This window comes from Nocardia kruczakiae NBRC 101016 (assembly GCF_001612965.1).
In the GTDB taxonomy this organism is placed as follows: Bacteria; Actinomycetota; Actinomycetes; order Mycobacteriales; family Mycobacteriaceae; genus Nocardia; species Nocardia kruczakiae.
The window spans coordinates 110,121-130,709 of sequence record NZ_BDBL01000023.1 but is presented as its reverse complement, the minus strand read 5'-3'; the positions used below and the strand labels follow the sequence as shown (position 1 = coordinate 130,709).

The following is a 20,589-nucleotide window of genomic DNA, read 5'->3' as shown; positions in this document are numbered from 1 at the left end:
TCAGTGTGGGCAGATAACATCACCATCCGTGCCCGACGCCGCAACAGCTGTCTTGACCAAACCGACGGTCGCCGAACCACCGGTGACGTCGCGCGATTTCCGCACCGCCCGAATGATCGCCGTGATCGCCGGCCTGCTCGGCGCGATCTTCGCGCTCGCCACCCCGTTTCTGCCGGTCCAGCAGACCACCGCCGAGGTGAACTGGCCGCAGGGCGGGACCATCGGCAATGTCGAGGCGCCGCTGATGTCGCAGGTCCCGGTGGATCTGCGGGCCTCCATCCCGTGTTCGACGGTGACACAGCTGCCCCAGGGCGGCATGCTGCTCAACACCGCGCCGCCGCAGGGCGACCGGGCCGCGCTCGAGGGCATGTTCGTGCGTGTCACCAGCGATTCGGTCGACGTGGTGGACCGCAATGCGATCGTCGCCTCGGCGAAGCGCGGTGAGCTCGACGGCTGCACCGCGATCACCATCACCTCCGATATCGACCGCACCTACGCCCACTTCGAGGGCCTGACCAAACAGGTGGAGCGGCCCGCCGCCGACGGTGGCACCGAAACGGTGACCGTGCCGGTGGACGGCGCCCTGCAGGGTGATCTGCGGCCGCAGGTTGTCGGCGTGTTCTCGGATCTGAAGGGTGCGGCGCCGGCCGGGCTGTCGTTCCACATGACCGTCGATTCCCGCTTCTCGTCGTCGCCGACCGTGATCAAACTGGTCGCGATGCTCGCCGCGGTGCTGTGCACCCTCATCGCGCTGGCCGCGCTCGGCCGCCTCGACACCAGTGACGGCCGCGGTCACCGCCGCTTCTTCCCCGCGCACTGGCTGAAGCCGACCTGGGCCGACGGCGCGGTGCTGAGCATCCTGCTGGTGTGGCATTTCATCGGCGCCAACACCTCCGACGACGGCTACATCCTGACTATGGTGCGCGTGGCGCCGCACGCGGGTTATCTGGCCAACTACTTCCGCTGGTACGGCGTGCCGGAGGCGCCGTTCGGCTGGTACTACGACGTCATCCAGGTCTTCGCGCAGATCTCCACGGCCAGCCCGTGGGTGCGTATCCCCGCCCTGCTGTGCGGAATTCTGTGCTGGATGGTGATCAGCCGCGAGGTGGTGCCGCGGCTGGGCCGCAGCGTGCGGACCTCGAAGGTCGCGCTGTGGACCGGCGGGCTGGTATTCCTCGCCTTCTGGCTGCCCTACGACAATGGCCTGCGCTCGGAGCCGATCGTCGCGCTGGGCGCGCTGCTGACCTGGGTCTCCATCGAACGCGCGATCGCCACCGGACGCCTGTTGCCCGCCGCCGGCGCGGTGCTGGTCGCGGCGTTCACGCTCGCCGCGGCGCCGACCGGCCTGATGTGTGTGGCCGCGCTGCTCGCCGGTATCCGCCCGCTGGTGCGAATCGTGGTGCGTCGCAAGCGCGATCTGCAGGCACGTGCCGGAAGTGGCTGGCGCGCTTCGGGGTTCGTCTCCTCACTACCGTTGCTGGCGCCGATCGCGGCGGCCGGTTTCCTGGTGCTCACCGTCGTCTACAGCGACCAGACCTTCGCTGGTATCCAGGAGGCCAACCGGGTGCGGCGCCTCACCGGCCCGAACCTGGCCTGGTACGAGGACTACCTGCGCTACTACTACCTGTTCGTCCAGACCGTCGACGGTTCGGTCTCGCGCCGGTTCGCGTTCATCGTGATGATCCTGTGCCTGATCACCACCGCCCTGGTGTTGTTGCGGCGCAAGCAGATTCCGGGCATTTCGAGCGGTCCGACCTGGCGGTTGATCGGGGTGGTCTGCGGAACCATCTTCTTCATGATGTTCAACCCGACAAAGTGGACCCACCACTTCGGTGCCTATGCGGGCATCGCGGGTGCGCTCGCGGCGGTGACCGCGGTGGCGGTGTCGGCGACAGCGCTGCGGTCGCGGAAGAATCGCTCGATCTTCCTGGCCGCCTTGCTCTTCGCGCTGGCGTTGTCCTTCTCCGGCACCAACGGCTACTGGTACGTCTCGAGCTACGGCGTGCCGTGGTTCGACAAGACGGTGTCGCTGCACGGACTCCAGTCCAACACGATCATGCTGGTGCTGTTCGGGCTCGCGCTGGCGGTGGTGGCCTGGCAGGCGCTGCGCGAGGGCTACGCCAAACCGCCGGAGAGTTCGAAATCCTCGCGCGGCAGGCGTATTCGCCGGTTCGCGGCCATTCCGCTGACGCTCGTCGCCGCCGCGATGGTGTTGTTCGAGGTGCTGTCGCTGGCCAAGGGCGCGGTGAGCCAGTACCCGGCCTACTCGCTGGCCCGCGGCAACGTCGACGCGGTCGACGGCAACCGCTGCGGAATCGCCGACGACGTTCTGGTCGAGTCGAATCCGAACCAGGGCCGGTTGAATCCGATCATCGATCCCGCGCATCCGCCCAAGGACAACGATCCACTGGCCGGTGCCGACCCGACCGGATTCGATCCCAACGGTGTGCCGACCGATCTGAAAGCCGATGCGGTGGAGGTGAAGCCGGGCACCGGCAACACCTCCAACCAGTCGGTGGGCGCGAACTTCGCCGAGGGCCAGAACGCGGGCACCGGCGGCGGCACCACCAAGGAAGCCGGTGTCAACGGCTCGACCGTCGCACTGCCCTACGGCCTCGACCCCAAGACGACGCCGGTGATGGGCAGCTATCAGCAGGGCCTGCAGCAGCCCGCGCATCTGACCTCGAGCTGGTACGAACTGCCCGCTCGCTCGGCGGATTCGCCGCTCGTGGTCATCTCCGCGGCCGGGCGCATCCTGTCCTTCGATCAGACCGGTGCGTTGCAGTACGGCCAGGACCTGAAGCTGGAGTACGGCAAGCGCCAGCCCGACGGTTCGGTGAAGTTCGAGGGCAGCTACGTCCCGCGCGATATCGGCCCGGCGCCGTCGTGGCGCAACCTGCGCGTTCCGCTGTCGGAGATCGCCGCCGACGCCGACGCGGTGCGGATCTCGGCCAATCGCAATGTGCTGATCGGTGACCAGTGGCTGGCGTTCACACCGCCGCGGGTGCCGAAAATGGTCACGCTGAACACCTTCCTCGGCTCCGAACAACCGGTGCTCGAGGACTGGGCGGTGGGCCTGCAGTTCCCCTGCCAGAACCCGTTCCCGCACCGCTACGGCGTGGCGACCATGCCGAACTATCGCATCCTGCCCGACCGCCCGCTCGCGGTGAGCTCGACCGATACCTGGCAGGCCGAGGAATTCGGCGGCCCGCTCGGCTTCACCCAGATGCTGGCGGGTTCCACGACGGTCCCGACCTACCTGAAGGACAACTGGGCTCGTGACTGGGGCACCCTGGAGCGCTACAACCGGTACTACACCGACGCCACCCCGGCGAAGATCGACACCGGTACCGCGACGCGCTCCGGATTCTGGAGTCCGGGACAGCTGCGTGTGTTCTGATCGGTAGTCCGACGAACGACGGCGGGCGGCGCACATATCGTGCGCCGCCCGCCGTCGTCGTATCTGGCGATGTGGGGATGCCTGCCCTACACGTCCACGTGTTCGATCCATTCATACACGGGGAGATTGCCTTCAGGGGTGTCCTGGCGGCGTGGTGTGGATTTGAAACGTTCGTAGCCACCGGCGTTCTGCACGCGTAATTCGATGCCGGGTGGGGTGATGGGAACGATGCGGTGCGGCAGGTCGGCCGGCCCGCCTTCGAGTACAGCCTTCGGTGAGCTACCCATAGCTGAAGGCTCTCATATGGCGGCCCGCCGACCGGGCGATTCCACGAAAGACACGCGCTACCCGGCGTTCAACCGGGCGTTACCGCAGGTGCCGCTGACGGCCACCGCCGTACACGACGACGCCACCCGTCCGGATCTCCGGTACGGGTGGCGCCGTGTGCTCGGGTGCCGGTCTACAGCGGCAGCAGGTGATGTTTGCGCGGATTGCGCTGCAGGCGCTTGTCGCGCAGCAGCGTCAGGGCCTTGCGGATCTCCAGGCGGGTCGCCGAGGGTTCGATGACCGCATCGATGTAGCCGCGCTCGGCCGCGGGCCACGGGGTGGCGGCCGTCGCGTTGTAGAAGTCGATCATCTGTTTGCGAATGGCCTCGCGCTGATCCTCCGGCGCCGCCTCGAGCTGGCGACGGCCGACCAGGCCGACCGCCTGCTCCGCACCCATCACCGCGATCCGGGCCGTCGGCCAGGCGAAGTACACATCCGCGCCGAGGGCCTTGGATCCCATCACCGCCCAGCCGCCGCCGTAGGCCTTGCGCACGACGACGGTGACCTTCGGCACCGACGCCTCGACGAAGGAGAAGAGAAAGCGACCACCACGCTTGATGACGCCGGCCTTCTCCTGCTCCAAACCGGGCATGAAGCCGGGCGTATCCACGACCAGCACCAGCGGAATCTCGAACGCGTCGCACATCCGGACGAAATGCGAGGCCTTGTCGGAGGCCTTGGCGTCGAGCGCACCCGCCAGATACATCGGCTGGTTGGCGACGACGCCGACCGACCGGCCGTCCACCCGGGCGAAGCCGGTGATGATGTTGCGGGCCATATCCGACCCGACCTCGTGGAATCCGCCGTCGTCGAAGATCCGCAGCAACACCTCGTGCATGTCGTAGCTGGCGTTGTCGGAGTCCGGAACGAAGCTGTTCAGTTCCAGATCGGTTTCGGTGATCTCGGGCTCGAGGCCCGGATTGACGATCGGCGGTTCCTCCTGGCAGCTCGACGGCAGGAAGCTCAGATATTCGCGCGCCCATTCGAACGCCGCCTTCTCGTCCTTGGCGACGTGGTGGATATTGCCCCAGTCGGCCTGCCGGTAGGCGCCGCCGAGCTCGTCGGCGGTCACGTCCTCACCGGTGGCCTCGCGCGTGATCTGCGGGCCGGTGACGAACATGTGCGCGGATTCGGTCGCGATGACGACATCGGTGCAGATCGGCTGATACACCGCACCCGCGGCACAGTTGCCGAGGATCAGCGACACCATCGGCACCGCACCCGAGAGCGCTTCCATGGCGATCGCCATCTCGCCGTACCAGCGCAGCGAGGTCACCGCCTCCTGCACGCGCGCGCCACCGGAGTCGTTGATGCCGACCAGCGGGCAACCCATCTTCGCGGCGAAGCGCATGAGCGAGGCGACCTTCTGGCCGAACATCTCGCCGACCGTTCCGCCGTACACGGTCTGATCGTGGGAGAACACCGCCACCGGGCGGCCCTCCACCAACCCGTGGCCGGTGACAACGCCGTCGCTGTAGAGGGAGTTCTTGTCCGCCGGATTGCGCACCAGCGCACCGATTTCCACGAAGGTCCCCGGGTCCAGCAGCATGTTGATCCGCTCACGCGGCGAGGGGATACCCTTCTTGGCCCGCTTGGCCACCCCCGCTTCGCCGGCCGGCTCCTGCGCGAGTTCCAGCTTCTTCCGCAGGTCGGCAAGCCTCTCGGCGGTCGTACTCACTGCTCTCCCTTCCCGGGTGCATCGTCTCCTGTGTTGCCGATCGCCGCCAATTTCCGGGTGAGGTCGGCACCGATCTGCGAGACGCGCGGTTCATCGATGATCTGGAGGTGGTCACCCGGGATGTGGATGACTTCCAGGTTGGGGATGTAGTCGTCCCATCCGCCGTTCGGCTTGCGTTCAGCGAACCGCGGCTCGAGCTCGATCATGCCGTCGTGGTAGCGATCGGCCAGATAGAGCACGACATCACCGTCGTAATGCGACGGGCGGGTCTTCTCCAACTCGCGGCTTTCGATCCACGAGTAGCGCTGGTGCTCGATCACACCGCCGGGGATCTTCACATCAGCGAATTTCAGCAGGTCTGTGACGATCTTGAACTGCTCTTCGTCCGAGGCATCCGCGAGTTCCTGCAGCATCTCGTCATCGAGTTCGCCCTGGATGCCGTACGTCTTCTGCGCGAAGGCCTGGAACCGTTCGATGCGGCCCCGCCGTCCTTCAGGACTGTTGTCCTCATCCTGGGTTGGCAGAGCCAGATCGATCAGACCGACGAGCCGGACATCGGCGCCTTCAGACCGCAGGATCTGCGCCACCTGCAAGGCCAACACTGCTCCGAGCGACCATCCGTAGAACACGTACGGGCCGGAGGGGTGGATCTCCCGGATCTTCGTTACGTACTGGCGCGCACGCTCTTCGATCGAACCGTCGACACGTTCGAACCCATACATCGGCGTGCCGTCGGGCAGTCGCTTCAGCAGCGGTTCGTAGACCAGCGTGTTTCCGCCCGAAGGGTGGAATACGAAGACCGGCACCGCGTTCGAGCCTTCGGAACGCGGGCGCAACGGCCGGACGAAACCGTCGACGTCGGCGCCGCTGTCCTGGTGCCGGCGAACAACATCCGAGAGTTGCTCGATGGTCTCGCAGTCGAGCACATCGTCGACCTCGATCTCCGCGCCGACCCGATCCGACAGTCGCGCCGCGAGCTTCTCCGCGGTGTCCTCGTCGAGGATCGGCAGGGTGTTGAAGATGCCACCGGCCGACTTGCCGGTCACCATCGCCCACGCGGCGAAGGTCAACCGCTCGGCCGCATCACGCGGGGGCACATCGGCTTCCGGCTCCTTGGTGCCCGCACCCTGGCCGCCGCCGAAGACGGCCGCCGCCTTCGCGTCGGCAACCCCGCCTGTCGACTCGGCAACCTCGCTCGCCGAACCTGCTGTGGCGCTTGCCTTCTGATCCGCATCGGCCGCGTCCGCCACCGCACCGGCGGTTCCGGCAGGAGCAGCCGCAGCCGGCTCGGCCTGTTTCGGCTCGGCGGCCGCCACCTGCTGCTTGACCGCGGCGGCCGGATCCTCACCCGCTTCCATCGCGGCGCGCGCGGCGGCGACGAAGTTGTCGTCCACGGTGAGCGAACCACCATCGGCGGCTTGCTTTTCCGCCATCGCGGCGACCTCGTCGCGGTGCTCGATGGCGTAGCGCAGCACCTTGCCCACCTCGTTGAGGCTGGCATCGCGCACCGCGGAGACCTGCAGCGACGGGATGTCGAATTCGTATTCGACGCGGTTCTTGATCCGCATCGCCATCAGCGAGTCGAGCCCCAACTCCATCAGCGGGATCTCCATCGGCAGATCCTCCACGGCATAACCCATGGATTCCGCGGCGATGGTCGCCAGGCGCTCCTCGACGGTCTGCGTACCGTTCGGATCCCAGCGATCACCGAAACTCTCCGCGACGACGAGATCGGCTGTGCCGCTGTCGGTTTCGGCGCGAGCTGGAGCGGGCTGGACGGCGGGTGCCGGTGTTCCGTTGGTGGACGGTGCGCTTGCGGTCACCACCGCATCGAACAGCAGCCGGAACGCGGCACCCTCGCGGACGTGCACCTGAACCGAGGCGCCGCCCGGATGCGGGGTGAGCGTCGTGGTCAGGGTGCCCGACGCCGGCAGCGGGGAATGCGCGACGGTCGCACCCAGCACCACGTCCGACAGCACCTGCGCCGCAGCCGCGTTCACCAGTCCGGCCAGATCTGTGACGGCCGCGGCCGACACCTCCCAGGCGTGGCGGCCGTCGGGCAATGCCACGTGCGCACCGGGCGCGCGACCGCTGCCCGAACCCGTCGCGATGCTGACCTTGGGCCAGTACTCCTTGCGCAGGAAGGCCGTTCGCGGCACGTCGGCGTAGTCACCGGCGGGCAGCAGCGACACCAGATCGACCGGGTGGCCCTGCACATACAGCTGGGCCAGAGCGGAGATGACGCCCGCGGCCTCGTCCTCCTTGCGCTTGAGCGTGGGGATCAGAGCCGCGTTGTGCACACCGGCGGCGAAGGTCGTACCCATCACCTGCATGAGCGCAACGGAATTCGGCGCCAGTTCCAGGTAGGTGGTGATGCCGGCGTCGACCGCGCGGCGGATCGCGTTGGTGAAATACACCGAGCCGCGCATATTGGTCACCCAGTAGTCGACATCGTGCACCGGGTCCGAACCGGCCTTGTACACGGTCGCCTTGTGCACGGTCGAGTAGAGATCCGTGGTCACCTTGGTCGGCTCGATGCCGGCCAGCTCCGCGGCCAGCTCACCCAGCAGCGGATCCATCTGCGAGGTGTGGCCGGCGCCGCGGGTCTGCAGCACTCGCGCGAATTTGCCCTCGGCTTCGGCGCGCGCCACGATCGCGTGCACCTGATCCGGCGGGCCGCCGATCACGGTGTTGGTCGGCGCGGCGTACACCGCGACCTCGAGATCCGGGTACTCCGGCAGCACCTTCTCGATATCTTCGGCGCTGTATTCGACCAGGGCCATATTGCGCACCTGGTCGTCGGTGATCATCTGCTCGCCCTCGCCCATCAGCCGCGAGCGCGCGCAGATCACGCGCACCGCGTCCTCGAGCGGGAGACCGCCGGAGATGTAGGCGCCTGCCGCCTCACCCTGCGAATGCCCCACCACGCCATGCGGTTCGGCGCCGTGCGCGCGCAGCAGCGCGGCGAGACCGAGCTGGATCGTGAACACGCCCACCTGCGAGGTGCCCACATCCCAGTCCTGGGCGTCGTCGAGGATCATCTCCTTGACCGAATATCCGGCCTCGTCGACAACCAGCTCGTCGACCTCGTCCACGGTCCGGGCGAAGATCGAATTCTCCAGGTAGAGCTGCTTACCCATCTTCCGGTGGTGCGAGCCGAATCCGGCCAGCACCCACATCGGGCCCTGGGCGGCCGGGGAATCGGCGGTGAACACGCCCGGCCCCGGCTTACCGGCGGCGATGGCGCGCAATCCGGCCACGGCCTCCTCGTGGGTCTTCGCCAGCACCACGCCGCGCGAACGGCCGTGGTTGCGCTTGGCCAGCGACCGCGCCACATCCTCGAGCGGAGTCGCCTGTCCCGCTTCGGATTCCAGCCAGTCGGCGAGGTCGCTCGCGGCCCGGCGGCGGCGCGACGGCAGATAGGCCGACACCGGCAGAATCACCGGCAGCGGCTCGGTGCGTTCCTGCGTCCACTCGGCCACCTCGGCCACGGGCTCGGGTGCGGCCAGCGGATCGCTGCCCTCGACGATCGCCTCGGCACCGGCGAGCACATCGGTCGCCTCATTGTCGAGTTCGGCGTCGAGCGTCTCGGCGTCCGCCGAAGCGCCCTGCGCGGCATCATCTTTCGCCTCGGCGGCAGCGGCCGGGACGTATTCCTGGATGACCACGTGCGCGTTGGTGCCACCGAATCCGAATCCGGAGACGCCGATGGTGGCGGTACCGCTGTAGCGCGGGAATTCGGTGGGCTCGTCGACGACCTTCAGGTGCGCCTGATCGAACGGGATGAAGGGGCTCGGCCCCGCGTAGCCGATATTCGGCGGAATGACGTTGTGCTGCAACGCCAGAATCACCTTGGCGAGGGCGGCGGCGCCGGCACCGGATTCGAGATGTCCGAAGTTGGTCTTCGCCGAACCCAGCAGCGCCGGCTTGTCGTCTTCGCGCCCACGGCCGATCACCCGGCCGAGCGCGTCGGCCTCGATCGGATCGCCGATCGGGGTGCCGGTGCCGTGCGCCTCGATGTAGTCGACGGTCGAGGGCGCGATACCCGCATCCCGGTACGCGCGGCGCAGCACATCGACCTGGGCGTCCGGATTCGGGGCGACGATACCGTTGGAACGACCATCGGAATTGACGGCACTGCCCTTCACGACCGCGAGAATGCGGTCCCCGTCGCGTTCGGCGTCGGCCAAACGCTTGAGCACCACCATGCCGGCGCCTTCACTGCGGACCATGCCGTCGGCATCGGACGAGAACGCTTTGATGTGGCCGTCTTTCGCGACCGCACCGATGGAATCGAATCCGAGGGTGATCGCGGGGGCCAGCAGCATGTTCACACCGCCGGCCAGCGCCACGTCGGCGTCGCCGTTGCGCAGCGCGCGCACCGCGTCGTGCACCGCCACCAGAGTCGACGAGCACGCGGTATCCACGGCTACCGAGGGACCCCGGAAGTCGTAGAAGTACGACACCCGGTTGGCGACGATCGCGGTGGAGCCGCCGGTGAGGGCATACGCATCGGCCGAGGCCGGAGCGTCGCGATCCGACTTGCCCAGTCCCAGTGCGGCGATCAGCGAGAAATCGTTGGTCGAGGTACCGATGTACACGCCGACGGATTCGCCCTTGAGGGTATTCGCCGGAATTCGCGCGTGCTCCAACGCTTCCCAGGTCAGCTCCATCATGAGCCGCTGCTGCGGATCGACGCGCTCGACCTCGACGGGCGACATCGCGAAGAATTCCGCGTCGAAGCCCTTGATCACGTCCTGGTCCAGGTAGCCGCCGTGGGTATTGCCGTTCTCGACAGCCGCCGCGATATCCGGATCGGCCAGGAATTCGGACCACCGGCCCTCGGGCAGATCCCGGATGCCGTCGCCCCGGTTGATCAGGAAATCCCAGGTCGACTCCGGCGTATCGCCGGCTCCGGGCAGCCGCGTGGCGAGGCCGACGATGGCGATATCGTGCGCGGCCCCCGGCTGATATCCGGCGGTGTAGAAGGCGTCGTCCGCCGCCTCCTCCGGCGTCTCCGGCTCACCGTTGATGATCCGCTCGGCGAGCGCCGCGATCGTCGGATGCTGATACACGATCGTCGCGTTCAGCAGTACACCGGTGAGCTCTTCGATATCACCGCCCAGGGCGATGGCGTCCCGGGAGGCCAGGCCGAATTCCTCCATCGGCCGGTCCACCGTGATCTGCTCCACCGGCTGGCCGGTGGCGTCGGCGACCCAGCGCTGCAGCCACTCGCGCAGCTCGGCCACCGACATATCGGTGCCGCCGGATTTCGCCGCACCACCCGGCTCGGTCACACTCTGTTCGGTCGCAGTGGTCTGCTCCACCTCGGCGTTCGCGTCGCCGGTGGTTGCCGTCGTCTGGGTGCCCTCGTTGTCAGCCATCAATTCCTCAAGCTACCTGTGTGCGAATGTTGCGCGGGCGGGGATTGACAGCCGATTCGCCGTCATGTGGATAAGTGGCGGGTTGTGGACAACTCGCCACGCAGCGCACGTCCCCCGGCGAGTTCCGCACCGCCGCCGGCTGCCGGGTGGCCCGTCGAACGGGCACGTCACAGCGACCAACGGACCGGCCGGGGCGACGAGAAACCTCGATCTCGGCACGGTGGGAAATCACCGGGAGCACGACTTACTCTTCGTCCGGTGCGTCGGGGAAGGCCTGCTGCTGATAGCCACCGCGCAGAGTGCCCTCCAGATACGCGGCCCGGCACGCCCGGCGCGCCAGCTTGCCGCTCGAGGTCCGCGGAATCGAACCCGCGGGCACCAGCAGCACATCGCGCACGGTCACGCCGTGCCGCTGCGACAGCGCGCCGCGCACCGCGTCGGCGATCGGCTGCGGATCGGCCTTGTGCGCGCCCGGCCCCCGCTCGGCCACGATCACCAGCTGCTCGGAGGCATCGTCGGCGTCGTACTTCAGACCGGCGTGGCTGTCGGCGGCGAAGACCTCGGCCGGCAGCTGATTGGCCGGCACCGAGAACGCCGCGATGAAGCCCGGACGCAGCATCTTGCTGGCCTCCTGCGCGGAGAACTCCAGGTCCTGCGGGTAGTGGTTGCGGCCGTCGACGATCACCAGGTCCTTGACGCGGCCGGTGATGTACAACTCGCCGTCGACGTAGACGCCGTAGTCACCGGTGCGCAGCCAGATCGCATCGTCGGGAGTGCCCGCGGCGTGCGAGCCCTCGGCCTGGCGGTTGGTCAGCAGGTTCTTGAAGGTCTTGCGGGTTTCCTCCTCGCGACCCCAGTAGCCGATGCCGATGTTGTTGCCGTGCAACCAGATTTCGCCGACGCGGCCCTCGGGTAGCTCCTGCGCGCCCGCGGGGTCGTCGATCGACTCCGGGTCGACGATCGCGGCCCACTGCGACAGCGCGATGTAGCCACAGCTCACCTGCGCGATGGCGTTCGGCGCGCCCTGGTCGACCTTCACCACACGTCCGGCGTTGAGCTCGTTGCGGTCGACGTAGATGACCTTGGCCTCGTCCTCGGCCCGCGTCGCGGAGACGAACAGTGTCGCCTCGGCCATGCCGTAGCAGGGCTTGATCGCGGTCTTCGGCAGCCCGTAGGGGGCGAAGGCCTCGTTGAACTTCTTCATCGACGAGGTGGTCACCGGCTCACTGCCGTTGATCAGGCCGATCACGTTCGACAGATCCAGCGTTTCGCCGTTCTTCGGCAGGCCGCGCGCCGCGGCGTGCTCGAAGGCGAAGTTCGGCGCGGCGGCGAAGGTGCCGGCGCCGTCGGATACCGCGGCGAGCTCGGAGATCCAGCGGCCCGGGCGCCGGACGAAGGCGCTCGGCGACATGATGGTGATGTATTTGCCGCCGATGGCCGGCAGGATCACGCACAGCAGGCCCATGTCGTGGTACAGCGGCAGCCAGGTGACACCGCGCGAATTCCAGTCCAGGTTGATGGCGTTGACCATCTGCAGCAGGTTGGTGCCGACCGCGCGGTGGGTGATCTCCACACCGGCCGGGGTCCGGGTCGAACCCGAGGTGTACTGCAGGTAGGCGATGTCGTCGACGGCCAGGTCCGGGCGCACCCAGGACTCACCGAGGGTGTCGGGCACCGCGTCGACTGCGATGATGCGCGGACGCTGCGCCGCCGGCAGCGGACGGAAGAACTGGCGCACGCCGGCGGCCGAGGAGCTGGCCGTCAGAATCGCCGACGGCTTGCAGTCGCCCAGTACGGCGTGCAGCCGGTCGGTGTGGCCCGGCTCGTCCGGATCGAACAGCGGCACGGCGATGGTGCCGGCGTAGATGGCGGCGAAGAAGGAGATCACATAGTCCAGGCCCTGCGGCGCCAGAATCGCCACCCGGTCGCCCGGTTTGGTCACCTGTTGCAGGCGAGCGGCCACCGCGCGCAGCCGGACGCCGAATTCCTTCCAGGTCAGGTCCTGGTACTCCCCGTCGCGCTCGCGGGAGTAGTCGATATAGCGATACGCAAGATCGTTCGCATCGTTGCGGGTGTGCTTCTCGACGTAATCGACCAGGGTGCGGCCCTCGGGAATTCTGATGTTCCCGGTTTCGTCCAGGTAATCGTCGAAAGTCTCGTCCGTCATTCCTTCTCCTCCGAGGCACACGCAGCACGGCGACATGGCCGCTGTTACCTGTGAGGCCCCGACTCTCTTTCACCCGCGGGCGCTCTGTGGTGCGAGAGCATGCCTGCAGCTTTTTCCGGTGGTCTGCGCGGTGACCACCTAACGGCTAGATGTACTCGAGCCAGGGACATGTTACAGAGCAGGCCCCGAAGCGGTCTCCGGAGCGAGCCGAACGATTCCCCGGCTTGCACGGTGGCGGCTCGCTACGGCTCCTCTCGCAGCAAGGGGATCACCGGTGCGAAAGCATCCATCTGGGTCGGAAACACTCCGACATAGGACATCGATGTCAATCGCCGCACGTTACGGATCTGCTCGGCGATCTCCTCGAATGTGCCGATGGCCACATAGGGCGAATTCAGGATGTCTTCCACCGACAGCTGGACATCGACCTCGAGATCCGGGTGCAAACCCTTGTCGAGGGCGGCCAACGCCATCTCGGCCGTGCGCTCGCGATCGTCGGTGATCACGACGGCGGTGACGGTCCAGTTGAGTTCGATCTCGGGGAATCGGTCCCCGGCGGCCTCCTTGATGAGATTCACCTTCTCGATGGTCTTCTCGAGGGTGATTCCCGACAGCAGGCCCTTACCGGTCTTGGTCGTGCGCGGCACCACCGAGATGATGTCGGCATGCTTGGCGGCCAGCCGCAACATCTTGGGGCCGCCGCCACCGGTCACCAGCGGCGGACGGGGACCCTGCCGCGGCCGCGGCGTGCCCTTGATGCCACGCACCTGATAGTGCTTGCCCTCGAAATGGCATTCCTGCCCGCGCAGGAGCACATCGAGAATGGTCAGCGCCTCGTCCAGCTTCTCCAACCGCACGCCCGGCGATTCGTAGGGCAGGCCGGCGGCGTCGAATTCACTCTTGATCCAGCCCGCGCCGACACCGAGCTCCAGCCGTCCGCGCGAGAGCACGTCGATCGTCGCGGCGTCCTTGGCCAGCACCACCGGATGCCGGAAACCGTTGGCCAGTACCGAGGTTCCGATCCGGATACGGTCGGTGGCCACGGCGAGCGCGCCGAGTGCGGCGATCGGCCCGACCTGGGGGCCGAGGTGGTCCGGAATCGCGAAGGAGTCGTATCCGTATTCCTCGGCCTGCTGGGCGAGCTTGACGAATTTCCGCGCACCGCCCTCCTGCTGATTTCCCTCACCTGCAGCAGCGAATCGGAACGCGCGCGCCGGAACACCCAGCGCCGTCATCTCGACACCGCTGGTCGCGCCGGCGGCGGCGGCTTCTGTCATGAACTCTCTGCTCCTGGCTGTGCGGATGTGCGCTGTGGCGCGATCATCGCTGCACTTTACAGCCTTCACCAAAATCTGAGTGACCCTCGGGTTTACTTTTTTTCCGAGACCTCCGGCGACCGCGGTCACCACCGGTTGTCAGCCGTGCGGCGGGTGGGGCGCGTCCTTGATCAGCCCCTCGGCCCAGGCGGCCGCCCACTGGGTGGCGGTGGTGCCCTGATCGTCCACCTGGAAGGTGTTGTAGAGGCTGTGCACCGGATTGCCGACCGCATGCACCAGGGTCATCAGGCTGGGCACGATATTCAGCGGATTCAGCGCCTGCGGCGGGGCGTCGCAGATCAGATCCCCGGGGGCGCAGATGGTGTTCGTGCGCCCGGCCAGCGCACCGAACCCGCCGCGCGGCCCGGTCATCGTGATGCCCGGAACCGACAGGCCCTTCAGCGCGACCTCCGCGCCCACGCCGGGCGGGGAAACCCCGATCTCACCGGCCTGCCCGGGTCCGTTCACGCGACGGCCGTCGGCGATCAGCGTGACGCCGAGCACCTGGTCGGCGGCGACCGGCCCCTGTCCGGCGCCGATCTGAGCCGCGATATCACCGGCGATGACGGCGCCCTGGGAGAATCCGGCGATCACATAGTTGGTGAGCGGGCAATTCTTCGACATATCGGTCAGCTCCGCCAGCGCACGCTGGGTGCCCTCGGACCGGCTGTTGTTGTAGGACGACTGACCGTCCGGCGGAATCGCGATCGGATTCGAGAATTGCGCGACGTAGGGAACGGTGTAGACGTCGAGCCGGGACTCCGGGAACTGCTGCCGCACGGGGTTGGTCACATGCAGCATCAACGACGCCGGATTGGCCGTCGGATCGTGCGGATCGTCGTTGCTGTTCGACTCCCAGGTGCCGGGAATCGCCAGTAACTGCACATCCGGGCAGGACGCCGGCTGGCTGGTGGGTTTACCCGGCTTCGAGGGCGGTCCCGGCTTGGGGACGTGCAACCGGCCCGCCAGCACGAACCACAGCACCAGCGCCACGATCGCCACCAGGACCGCGATCAGCACGAACAGCAGACAACCCGGCCGCCGGTTGCGGCCGCGACCGACCCCGGCATATCCGGAACGACGTCGGGCGTTCACTTGTTGCAGTAGGACTGGGTCGCGACGTCGATGTAGATCTGACCCGCCTGTTCAACCGACATCTTCTGCGGATCGAAGGACGGGTCGGTGCCCGCCATCGCGTTCACGAACGTCTTCACCTCTTGATCGGAGGCGCCGCTCGCCTTGCTTTGGCAGACGTAGTTGGCCGCGGTGATCGCGATGTCCGGGCTGGACGGATTCACCCCGCGCTTCTTCAACTCGTCCAGATAGGCCTGATCCTTCGCCGACAGCTGCGTGGTGTCGCCCGCGTTCGGCTGCGCCGGCTCGGGACGCTCGTTCGCGGTGCTGGTGACCGGGGCCTGTTCCTGCGTGGGCTCGGGCGCCGCCTGCGCGCTGCTCGGCGCACTCTGCGCGGACGCGACCGTGGCGGTCGTGTGGGACGGCTTCAACGTGGGCGTGCTCGACGCCGTGGAATCGTTACCGCCGCAGGCGGCCAGTAATCCGGTGGCCGCCAGCGCGACCACGATGCCGGCGACCTTGCCACCAGCGATGTACCGTTCTCCGACCGGACGGGTCCGAAGCATGAATCGTATCCTCGATCTAGTTCGCTAAAGGCTAGAGCTCGTTCCAAGGTCTAGCAGGTCGCGCTCCAGGTTAACGGCAACCGGCGCGGACAGGGATCCCATGGCCGGAACCCTCATCAACCACTTAAAGGTGATTTATCGCCCTAGGCCCCGTGCACCTCGGGGGGTTTGCCGTCGCGCACGACGACGAATCCGGCCTGGAAATTCTGCTGGACGCCGCCGGGCACCGGGAACTCGTCACTGATCGGATAGCCGAGCTTGCCGTTCTCGAAGCCCTGCTGGCCCCATGCGTCCATGATCGGGCCGTTGCGCACGGCCCACGCCCCGGAGAGCGGACTCCAGTAGATGTTGCCGCCCTCGAATTTGCTGTAGCGGCCGAGATCCTTGGTCGGCTGCTCCTCGGCCGCCGGGAAACCGAGCCAGCTGTTCTCGAAGCCCATCTGCGCGTACTTGCCGAGAATCAGGCCCTGCACCCGGTGCGCCCCGGTTTTGTCGCTGAAGTACATCGGCCCGCCCTGGAAGCCCTGCACCACGCCGTCCCTGTTCGGCGTCCTGGTCTCCGCCCCGGTCGGGTAGCCGGCGGGGCCGCGTTCGAAGCCCTGCCGCTCCCATTCGGCCAGAATCGCCCCGCGGATCACCTGGGCGCCGGTCTGCGGCGTCCAATAGACCGAACCGCCCTGGAAGGTCTGGAAACGGCCCTGACCGTCCGGCAGCGGCTGTTCGGCCGAGGTGGGCAGGCCCAGCGGGCCACCCGGGCCGGCCGTCGCCTGATAGGTCCCGCCGATCGCCCCCGCCACGGCATGGGCGCCGGTGGCCTGCGACCAGAACATCCGGCCGCCCTTGAAGTCCTGCGCGCTGCCATTGGTCACCTGGTACTCCCCGGTGACGCAGTCGCCCAGCCACTTGTCGATCTGCACGGCCGCGGCGACCGCGCCGTTCACCGCGCACGCCGGTTTGTCGGCCTCCACGCCGAGGGCGGCCGCGGCCTGTGGCCACGACTGCCGCATCTCGAAATCCCAGTACGGCCACGAATGTGTGCCGGAGGGGCGGTAATTGGCCTGTACCGGAATCGAGAGCTTGTTCAGCTTGTCGACGAAGTTCTGACTTGTCAACCGGGACAGCATCTCCAGGCCCATCCCGGCGTAGTTGGTGCTGATGCCCGGGATGTCGGACGGCTTGTCGTAGGCGCCCGTGGTGCCGCTGCCGGCGGAGACGTACATGCTGATGCCCTTGAGCTTGGGCGCCAGCTGGTACGGATCGTGTTCGGACCACTCGGCATTCGTCGGCGGCCCCCACATGGCGTTGGCGTCGAATCCGCCGGCGTCGCGCATCGCGAACATGATCGCCTGTGGCATACCGACACTCGTCGTGGTCAGGAAACCCGAATAGGAGGCGGCGTACTTCACCCAGCCGGGGTTGCGCCCGGCCAGGAACATCGCGGCCGTACCGCCCATCGAAAGCCCCTCCACCCCATGCGCATCGGTGGCACGCCACTGGTTCTCCAGCAGGGGCGGCAGTTCCTTGGTCAGGAAGGTTTCCCACTTGTAGTTCTTACCGTTGTCCTGCTGCACCCAGTCGGAATAGAAGCTCGACTGGCCGCCGATCGGCAGCACCACGGTGACGTTCTTGTCGGCGTAGAAGTCGACGGCGCCCGCATCCTTGGTCCAGCCGCTCTCGTCGTCCTGGGCACGCAGGCCGTCGAGCATGAACAGCAGCGGGAATCGCGCGTCCGGACGGGAATTCCAGTCCCGGGCCAGCAGTAGTTGCACCTGGACCGGCGAGCCCATGGACGGGGAATTGACCCACAGCGCGACACGACGCTCGGTCAGCCAGACGACCTTCTCGACGGTCGCCCCGGCGGGAGCCGGCACCGCGGCGGGTTCGGCGAACGCCGGGAGCGGTGCGACGGTGATCCCGGATGCGATCGGCACGATCACGGCGGCGGCCAGCATCGCCAGTCGTCGCCTGCCCCAACGGCCGCGACGCAGCGTCCCCCGGCTACCGGAAACCACACCTGCCACAGGAGTGTTGTACCGCGCCGAGGCCGCTCGAGGCGGTAGGACGCGCGGACAGCAAACCTGAGAAATGCCAGCGCACAAGGCAACCTGGGACGGCCCGCAACACATCGGCGCCGCGCAGATCGGATCTGCGCGGCGCCGAGTTCAGTTGCTGTTGCGGCCCTTGATCAGGCGTTCAGTGCGGCCAGGATGCCCGTGCGAGCCTTGGCCAGCTCGTCCTGCCAGTAGAGCCAGGCGTGGGTGCCGGTGGGCGGGAAGTCGTAGGCGGCCGGGATGCCCAGCGAGTCCAGTCGGGCCTTGAACGAGTGGGTGCTGACCATCGAGATCAACTCGATGCCCATGGCGTTACCGGTGTTGAACGCACCGACGAGGCCGTTCGGGTGGTCGTACTGACCCGGCAGACCACTGGCGGCCGAGATGTACATCGGCAGACCGCGCAGCTGCGGCGCGAACACCATCGGGTCCGAACGCAGCCACTGCGGGCTCCACGGCGCGGCCATCGAGTCGACGTTGAAGCGGCCGGCATCGAGCATCATCACGCGAATCGCCTCGCGCATACCCGGAGCGTTCCAGTTCAGCGGGCCCGAGAAGGAGGCCGCGTACTTGAACTGGTCGCGGTGGAATGCCGCCAGGCGCAACGCCGCCGGACCACTCATCGACAGACCGGCGACCGCGTAGTTGGTCCGCGAAACGCCGTAATTGCTGAGGAAGTCCGGAAGTTCCTTGGTGAGGAAGGTTTCCCACTTGTAGGTGAACTTCTGGCCGTTGGTGTTGCTCGGGCCCTGCCAGTCGGCGTACCAGCTGGACTGGCCACCCACCGGCATCACCAGGGTGACGTTGTCGTTGCCGAACATCTGCTGGGCGTTGGTCTCGAACGACCACGCGTTGCGGTCGTCGCGGGCACGCAGGCCGTCCAGCAGCAGCAGGGCGGCGTTACCGCCGTTGCGCGCCCACTGCACCTGCACCTTGATGGGGCCCATGCTCGACGGAACCATCAGTTCGTCGTAGCCGCCCGCGGGTGTCTGGTGCACGGGTGCGTGAACGGGAGCGGCGATGGCGGCCGGAGCCATGATGCCCGCCGCGATCGGGAGTGCCATCGCGGCACCCGCAGCGAGAAGTCGTGTGCGCCAACCACGCTGAGCGCCTCGCCGCCCTCTGGGGGCTGACTCCGGCGCGAGCGCCGAATGCGAAACCGGCGCGGCCGACCTGCCGAAACGCATGGATACTGCTCTCTTTCTGCTGCTGTCTGCTGTTGTCGCCGCGCCACGACCACTTCCGTCAGCGACGGCATGATCTGCGCTCACGTCGAACCCGACCTTTCGACATGAGCGACGCCGCGGCTACGAACGGTCACACTTGCGCTCGCTGGACGATATTCGACCGCCCAATCGTTAGCAACACGGACCCCGCCGGGTGGCTGAAATCCGCCCGTGCGCCATTCGTAATCGTGCAGTGACCCTATCGCGTCCGCACGGAAATGACAGCGTGAAATGACGAATCAACTACTGTGCCGGTGAATTTCACCAGGAAACGCCCAACATGCCACGGGCCCCGGCGGTTTCGGCCGGGGCCCGTGGGCAGAGGATGTTCAGCCGATATTCGCCGAAAGGTCCGGAATCATCCGGTATACCTCGGCCTGCCAGTTGAACCAGTCGTGCACACCGACATTCGGGAACGAATACACCACGTTGGTCGCGCCCAGCGTCATCATCCGCACCTGGAAGGCACGGGTATTCGCCAAGGCCAGCACCTCCAGCGGCGCACCGCGCATGATGTGGTCGGCCGCCGCCGGTAGTGGCAGGCCCAAGTCCTCCTGGGACGGCACACCGCTGCCGGCGGCGATCCAGAGCCGGGTGTTGTCGGCGATCAAGCGGGGAGCGAAGACGAAGGGATCCATCCGCAGCCACTGCGGGCCCCACGGCGGAGCCATCGAATCGACGTTGTAACCACCGGCGTCGATCATCGCCATCCGAATCGCCTCGCGCATACCGGGGGCGGAATTGTTCAGATATCCCGAGAACGATCCGGCGAAGCTGAACTGGTCCGGGTGATACGCCGCCAACGTCAACGCGGCGCTACCGCCCATCGACAATCCGAAGGCGCCGTTGCGACTCCCCCGGAAGCCGAGCCGATCCCGCAGGGCACTGCGCAACTGAACGGTCAGGAACGTCTCCCAGTCGTAGCGATAGTCCTTCCCCGGCCCACCCAGGAATGTTTCGGTCGCACCGGATCCGGAGTTGACCGAACCGAAATTGCCCGGCGGGACGCCGAAGAACGAGCTGGGCGCATTCCAGTCCGCGTAGAAACTGGATTGGCCGCCGACCGGCATCACGACGTTGATATTCCAGTCGGTCAGGACCTGGGCGACATTCGTCTCGATCTCCCAGCCGTTGAGTGTCTGAGGTGCCCGCAAACCGTCGAGCGCGTAGACCACGCGATCGGTGTTGCCATCCTTCGCCCGGAAAACCCGGGACTTGACCCCACCCATGACCGGGGAATCCACCCAGAAGTCGAACCCCGACGGATCGAATGCCGCGGACGCGCTCGCGCCGTTGCCGAGAACCGAAACTCCCAGCGGGAGCAACAGTGCCAATGCCATGCCCAGCGCCGAGCGCCTGAGCCACGAACCGGACCTACCTCCGAGTGACGGCTTCCTGTG

Annotated in this window: 11 protein-coding genes; 1 reads left to right on the top strand and 10 read right to left on the bottom strand. The window is 67.2% G+C overall.

The window, feature by feature from the left end; genetic code table 11:
• The first annotated feature begins 28 nt into the window (after nt 1–28).
• Nucleotides 29–3,400: an arabinosyltransferase domain-containing protein gene (locus NK1_RS17625; RefSeq protein WP_063009974.1), complete on the top strand. Its 3,372-nt coding sequence runs from the start codon at nt 29–31 to the stop codon at nt 3,398–3,400.
• Nucleotides 3,401–3,486: 86 nt separating this feature from the next.
• Here NK1_RS17625 and NK1_RS17620 read toward each other — a convergent pair whose 3' ends face one another.
• The 10 genes from NK1_RS17620 to NK1_RS17575 all read right to left on the bottom strand — a co-directional run bounded on the left by NK1_RS17620 (nt 3,487) and on the right by NK1_RS17575 (nt 20,529).
• A complete protein-coding gene (locus tag NK1_RS17620) occupies nt 3,487–3,687 on the bottom strand; it encodes a DUF5988 family protein (protein ID WP_036497026.1) in 201 nt (66 codons plus the stop codon).
• Nucleotides 3,688–3,860: 173 nt separating this feature from the next.
• On the bottom strand, nt 3,861–5,405 hold the full coding sequence (locus tag NK1_RS17615; RefSeq protein WP_036497025.1) for an acyl-CoA carboxylase subunit beta: 1,545 nt from the start codon (nt 5,403–5,405) through the stop codon (nt 3,861–3,863).
• Nucleotides 5,402–10,789, bottom strand: coding sequence for a polyketide synthase Pks13 (gene pks13, locus NK1_RS17610; RefSeq protein WP_063009972.1), 5,388 nt, complete (start codon nt 10,787–10,789; stop codon nt 5,402–5,404). The genes NK1_RS17615 and pks13 overlap by 4 nt, the downstream gene beginning before the upstream one ends.
• 244 nt (nt 10,790–11,033) lie before the next feature.
• Nucleotides 11,034–12,956 carry a long-chain-fatty-acid--AMP ligase FadD32 gene (fadD32, locus tag NK1_RS17605; RefSeq protein ID WP_039775186.1) on the bottom strand — a complete coding sequence of 641 codons (1,923 nt, stop codon included), beginning with the start codon at nt 12,954–12,956 and terminating at the stop codon, nt 11,034–11,036.
• A 242-nt stretch (nt 12,957–13,198) separates the two neighbouring features.
• Nucleotides 13,199–14,233, bottom strand: coding sequence for an LLM class F420-dependent oxidoreductase (locus NK1_RS17600; RefSeq protein WP_036497022.1), 1,035 nt, complete (start codon nt 14,231–14,233; stop codon nt 13,199–13,201).
• A 138-nt stretch (nt 14,234–14,371) separates the two neighbouring features.
• A complete protein-coding gene (locus NK1_RS17595; protein ID WP_063009970.1) occupies nt 14,372–15,367 on the bottom strand; it encodes a cutinase family protein in 996 nt (331 codons plus the stop codon).
• Nucleotides 15,364–15,912, bottom strand: a complete 549-nt coding sequence (locus NK1_RS17590; protein ID WP_063009968.1) for a DUF732 domain-containing protein — start codon at nt 15,910–15,912, stop codon at nt 15,364–15,366. Before NK1_RS17590 ends, NK1_RS17595 begins: the two co-directional genes overlap by 4 nt.
• 143 nt (nt 15,913–16,055) lie before the next feature.
• Nucleotides 16,056–17,864 (bottom strand): alpha/beta hydrolase-fold protein, encoded by a 1,809-nt coding sequence (locus NK1_RS17585; RefSeq protein ID WP_063009966.1) that lies wholly within the window; start codon nt 17,862–17,864, stop codon nt 16,056–16,058.
• 233 nt (nt 17,865–18,097) lie between these two features.
• Nucleotides 18,098–19,027 carry an alpha/beta hydrolase gene (locus tag NK1_RS17580; protein ID WP_036525379.1) on the bottom strand — a complete coding sequence of 310 codons (930 nt, stop codon included), beginning with the start codon at nt 19,025–19,027 and terminating at the stop codon, nt 18,098–18,100.
• Nucleotides 19,028–19,518: 491 nt separating this feature from the next.
• Nucleotides 19,519–20,529, bottom strand: a complete 1,011-nt coding sequence (locus NK1_RS17575) for an alpha/beta hydrolase (protein ID WP_063009964.1) — start codon at nt 20,527–20,529, stop codon at nt 19,519–19,521.
• Between the last annotated feature and the right edge of the window lie 60 nt (nt 20,530–20,589).

Coding starts and splice junctions, on each gene's coding strand:
- NK1_RS17585 (WP_063009966.1), bottom strand. CDS start 17,864: ATGCTGGCCGCCGCCGTGATCGTGCCGATCGCATCCGGGATCACCGTC.
- NK1_RS17580 (WP_036525379.1), bottom strand. CDS start 19,027: ATGGCACTCCCGATCGCGGCGGGCATCATGGCTCCGGCCGCCATCGCC.
- pks13 (WP_063009972.1), bottom strand. CDS start 10,789: ATGGCTGACAACGAGGGCACCCAGACGACGGCAACCACCGGCGACGCG.
- fadD32 (WP_039775186.1), bottom strand. CDS start 12,956: ATGACGGACGAGACTTTCGACGATTACCTGGACGAAACCGGGAACATC.
- NK1_RS17590 (WP_063009968.1), bottom strand. CDS start 15,912: ATGCTTCGGACCCGTCCGGTCGGAGAACGGTACATCGCTGGTGGCAAG.
- NK1_RS17575 (WP_063009964.1), bottom strand. CDS start 20,529: ATGGCATTGGCACTGTTGCTCCCGCTGGGAGTTTCGGTTCTCGGCAAC.
- NK1_RS17600 (WP_036497022.1), bottom strand. CDS start 14,233: ATGACAGAAGCCGCCGCCGCCGGCGCGACCAGCGGTGTCGAGATGACG.
- NK1_RS17620 (WP_036497026.1), bottom strand. CDS start 3,687: ATGGGTAGCTCACCGAAGGCTGTACTCGAAGGCGGGCCGGCCGACCTG.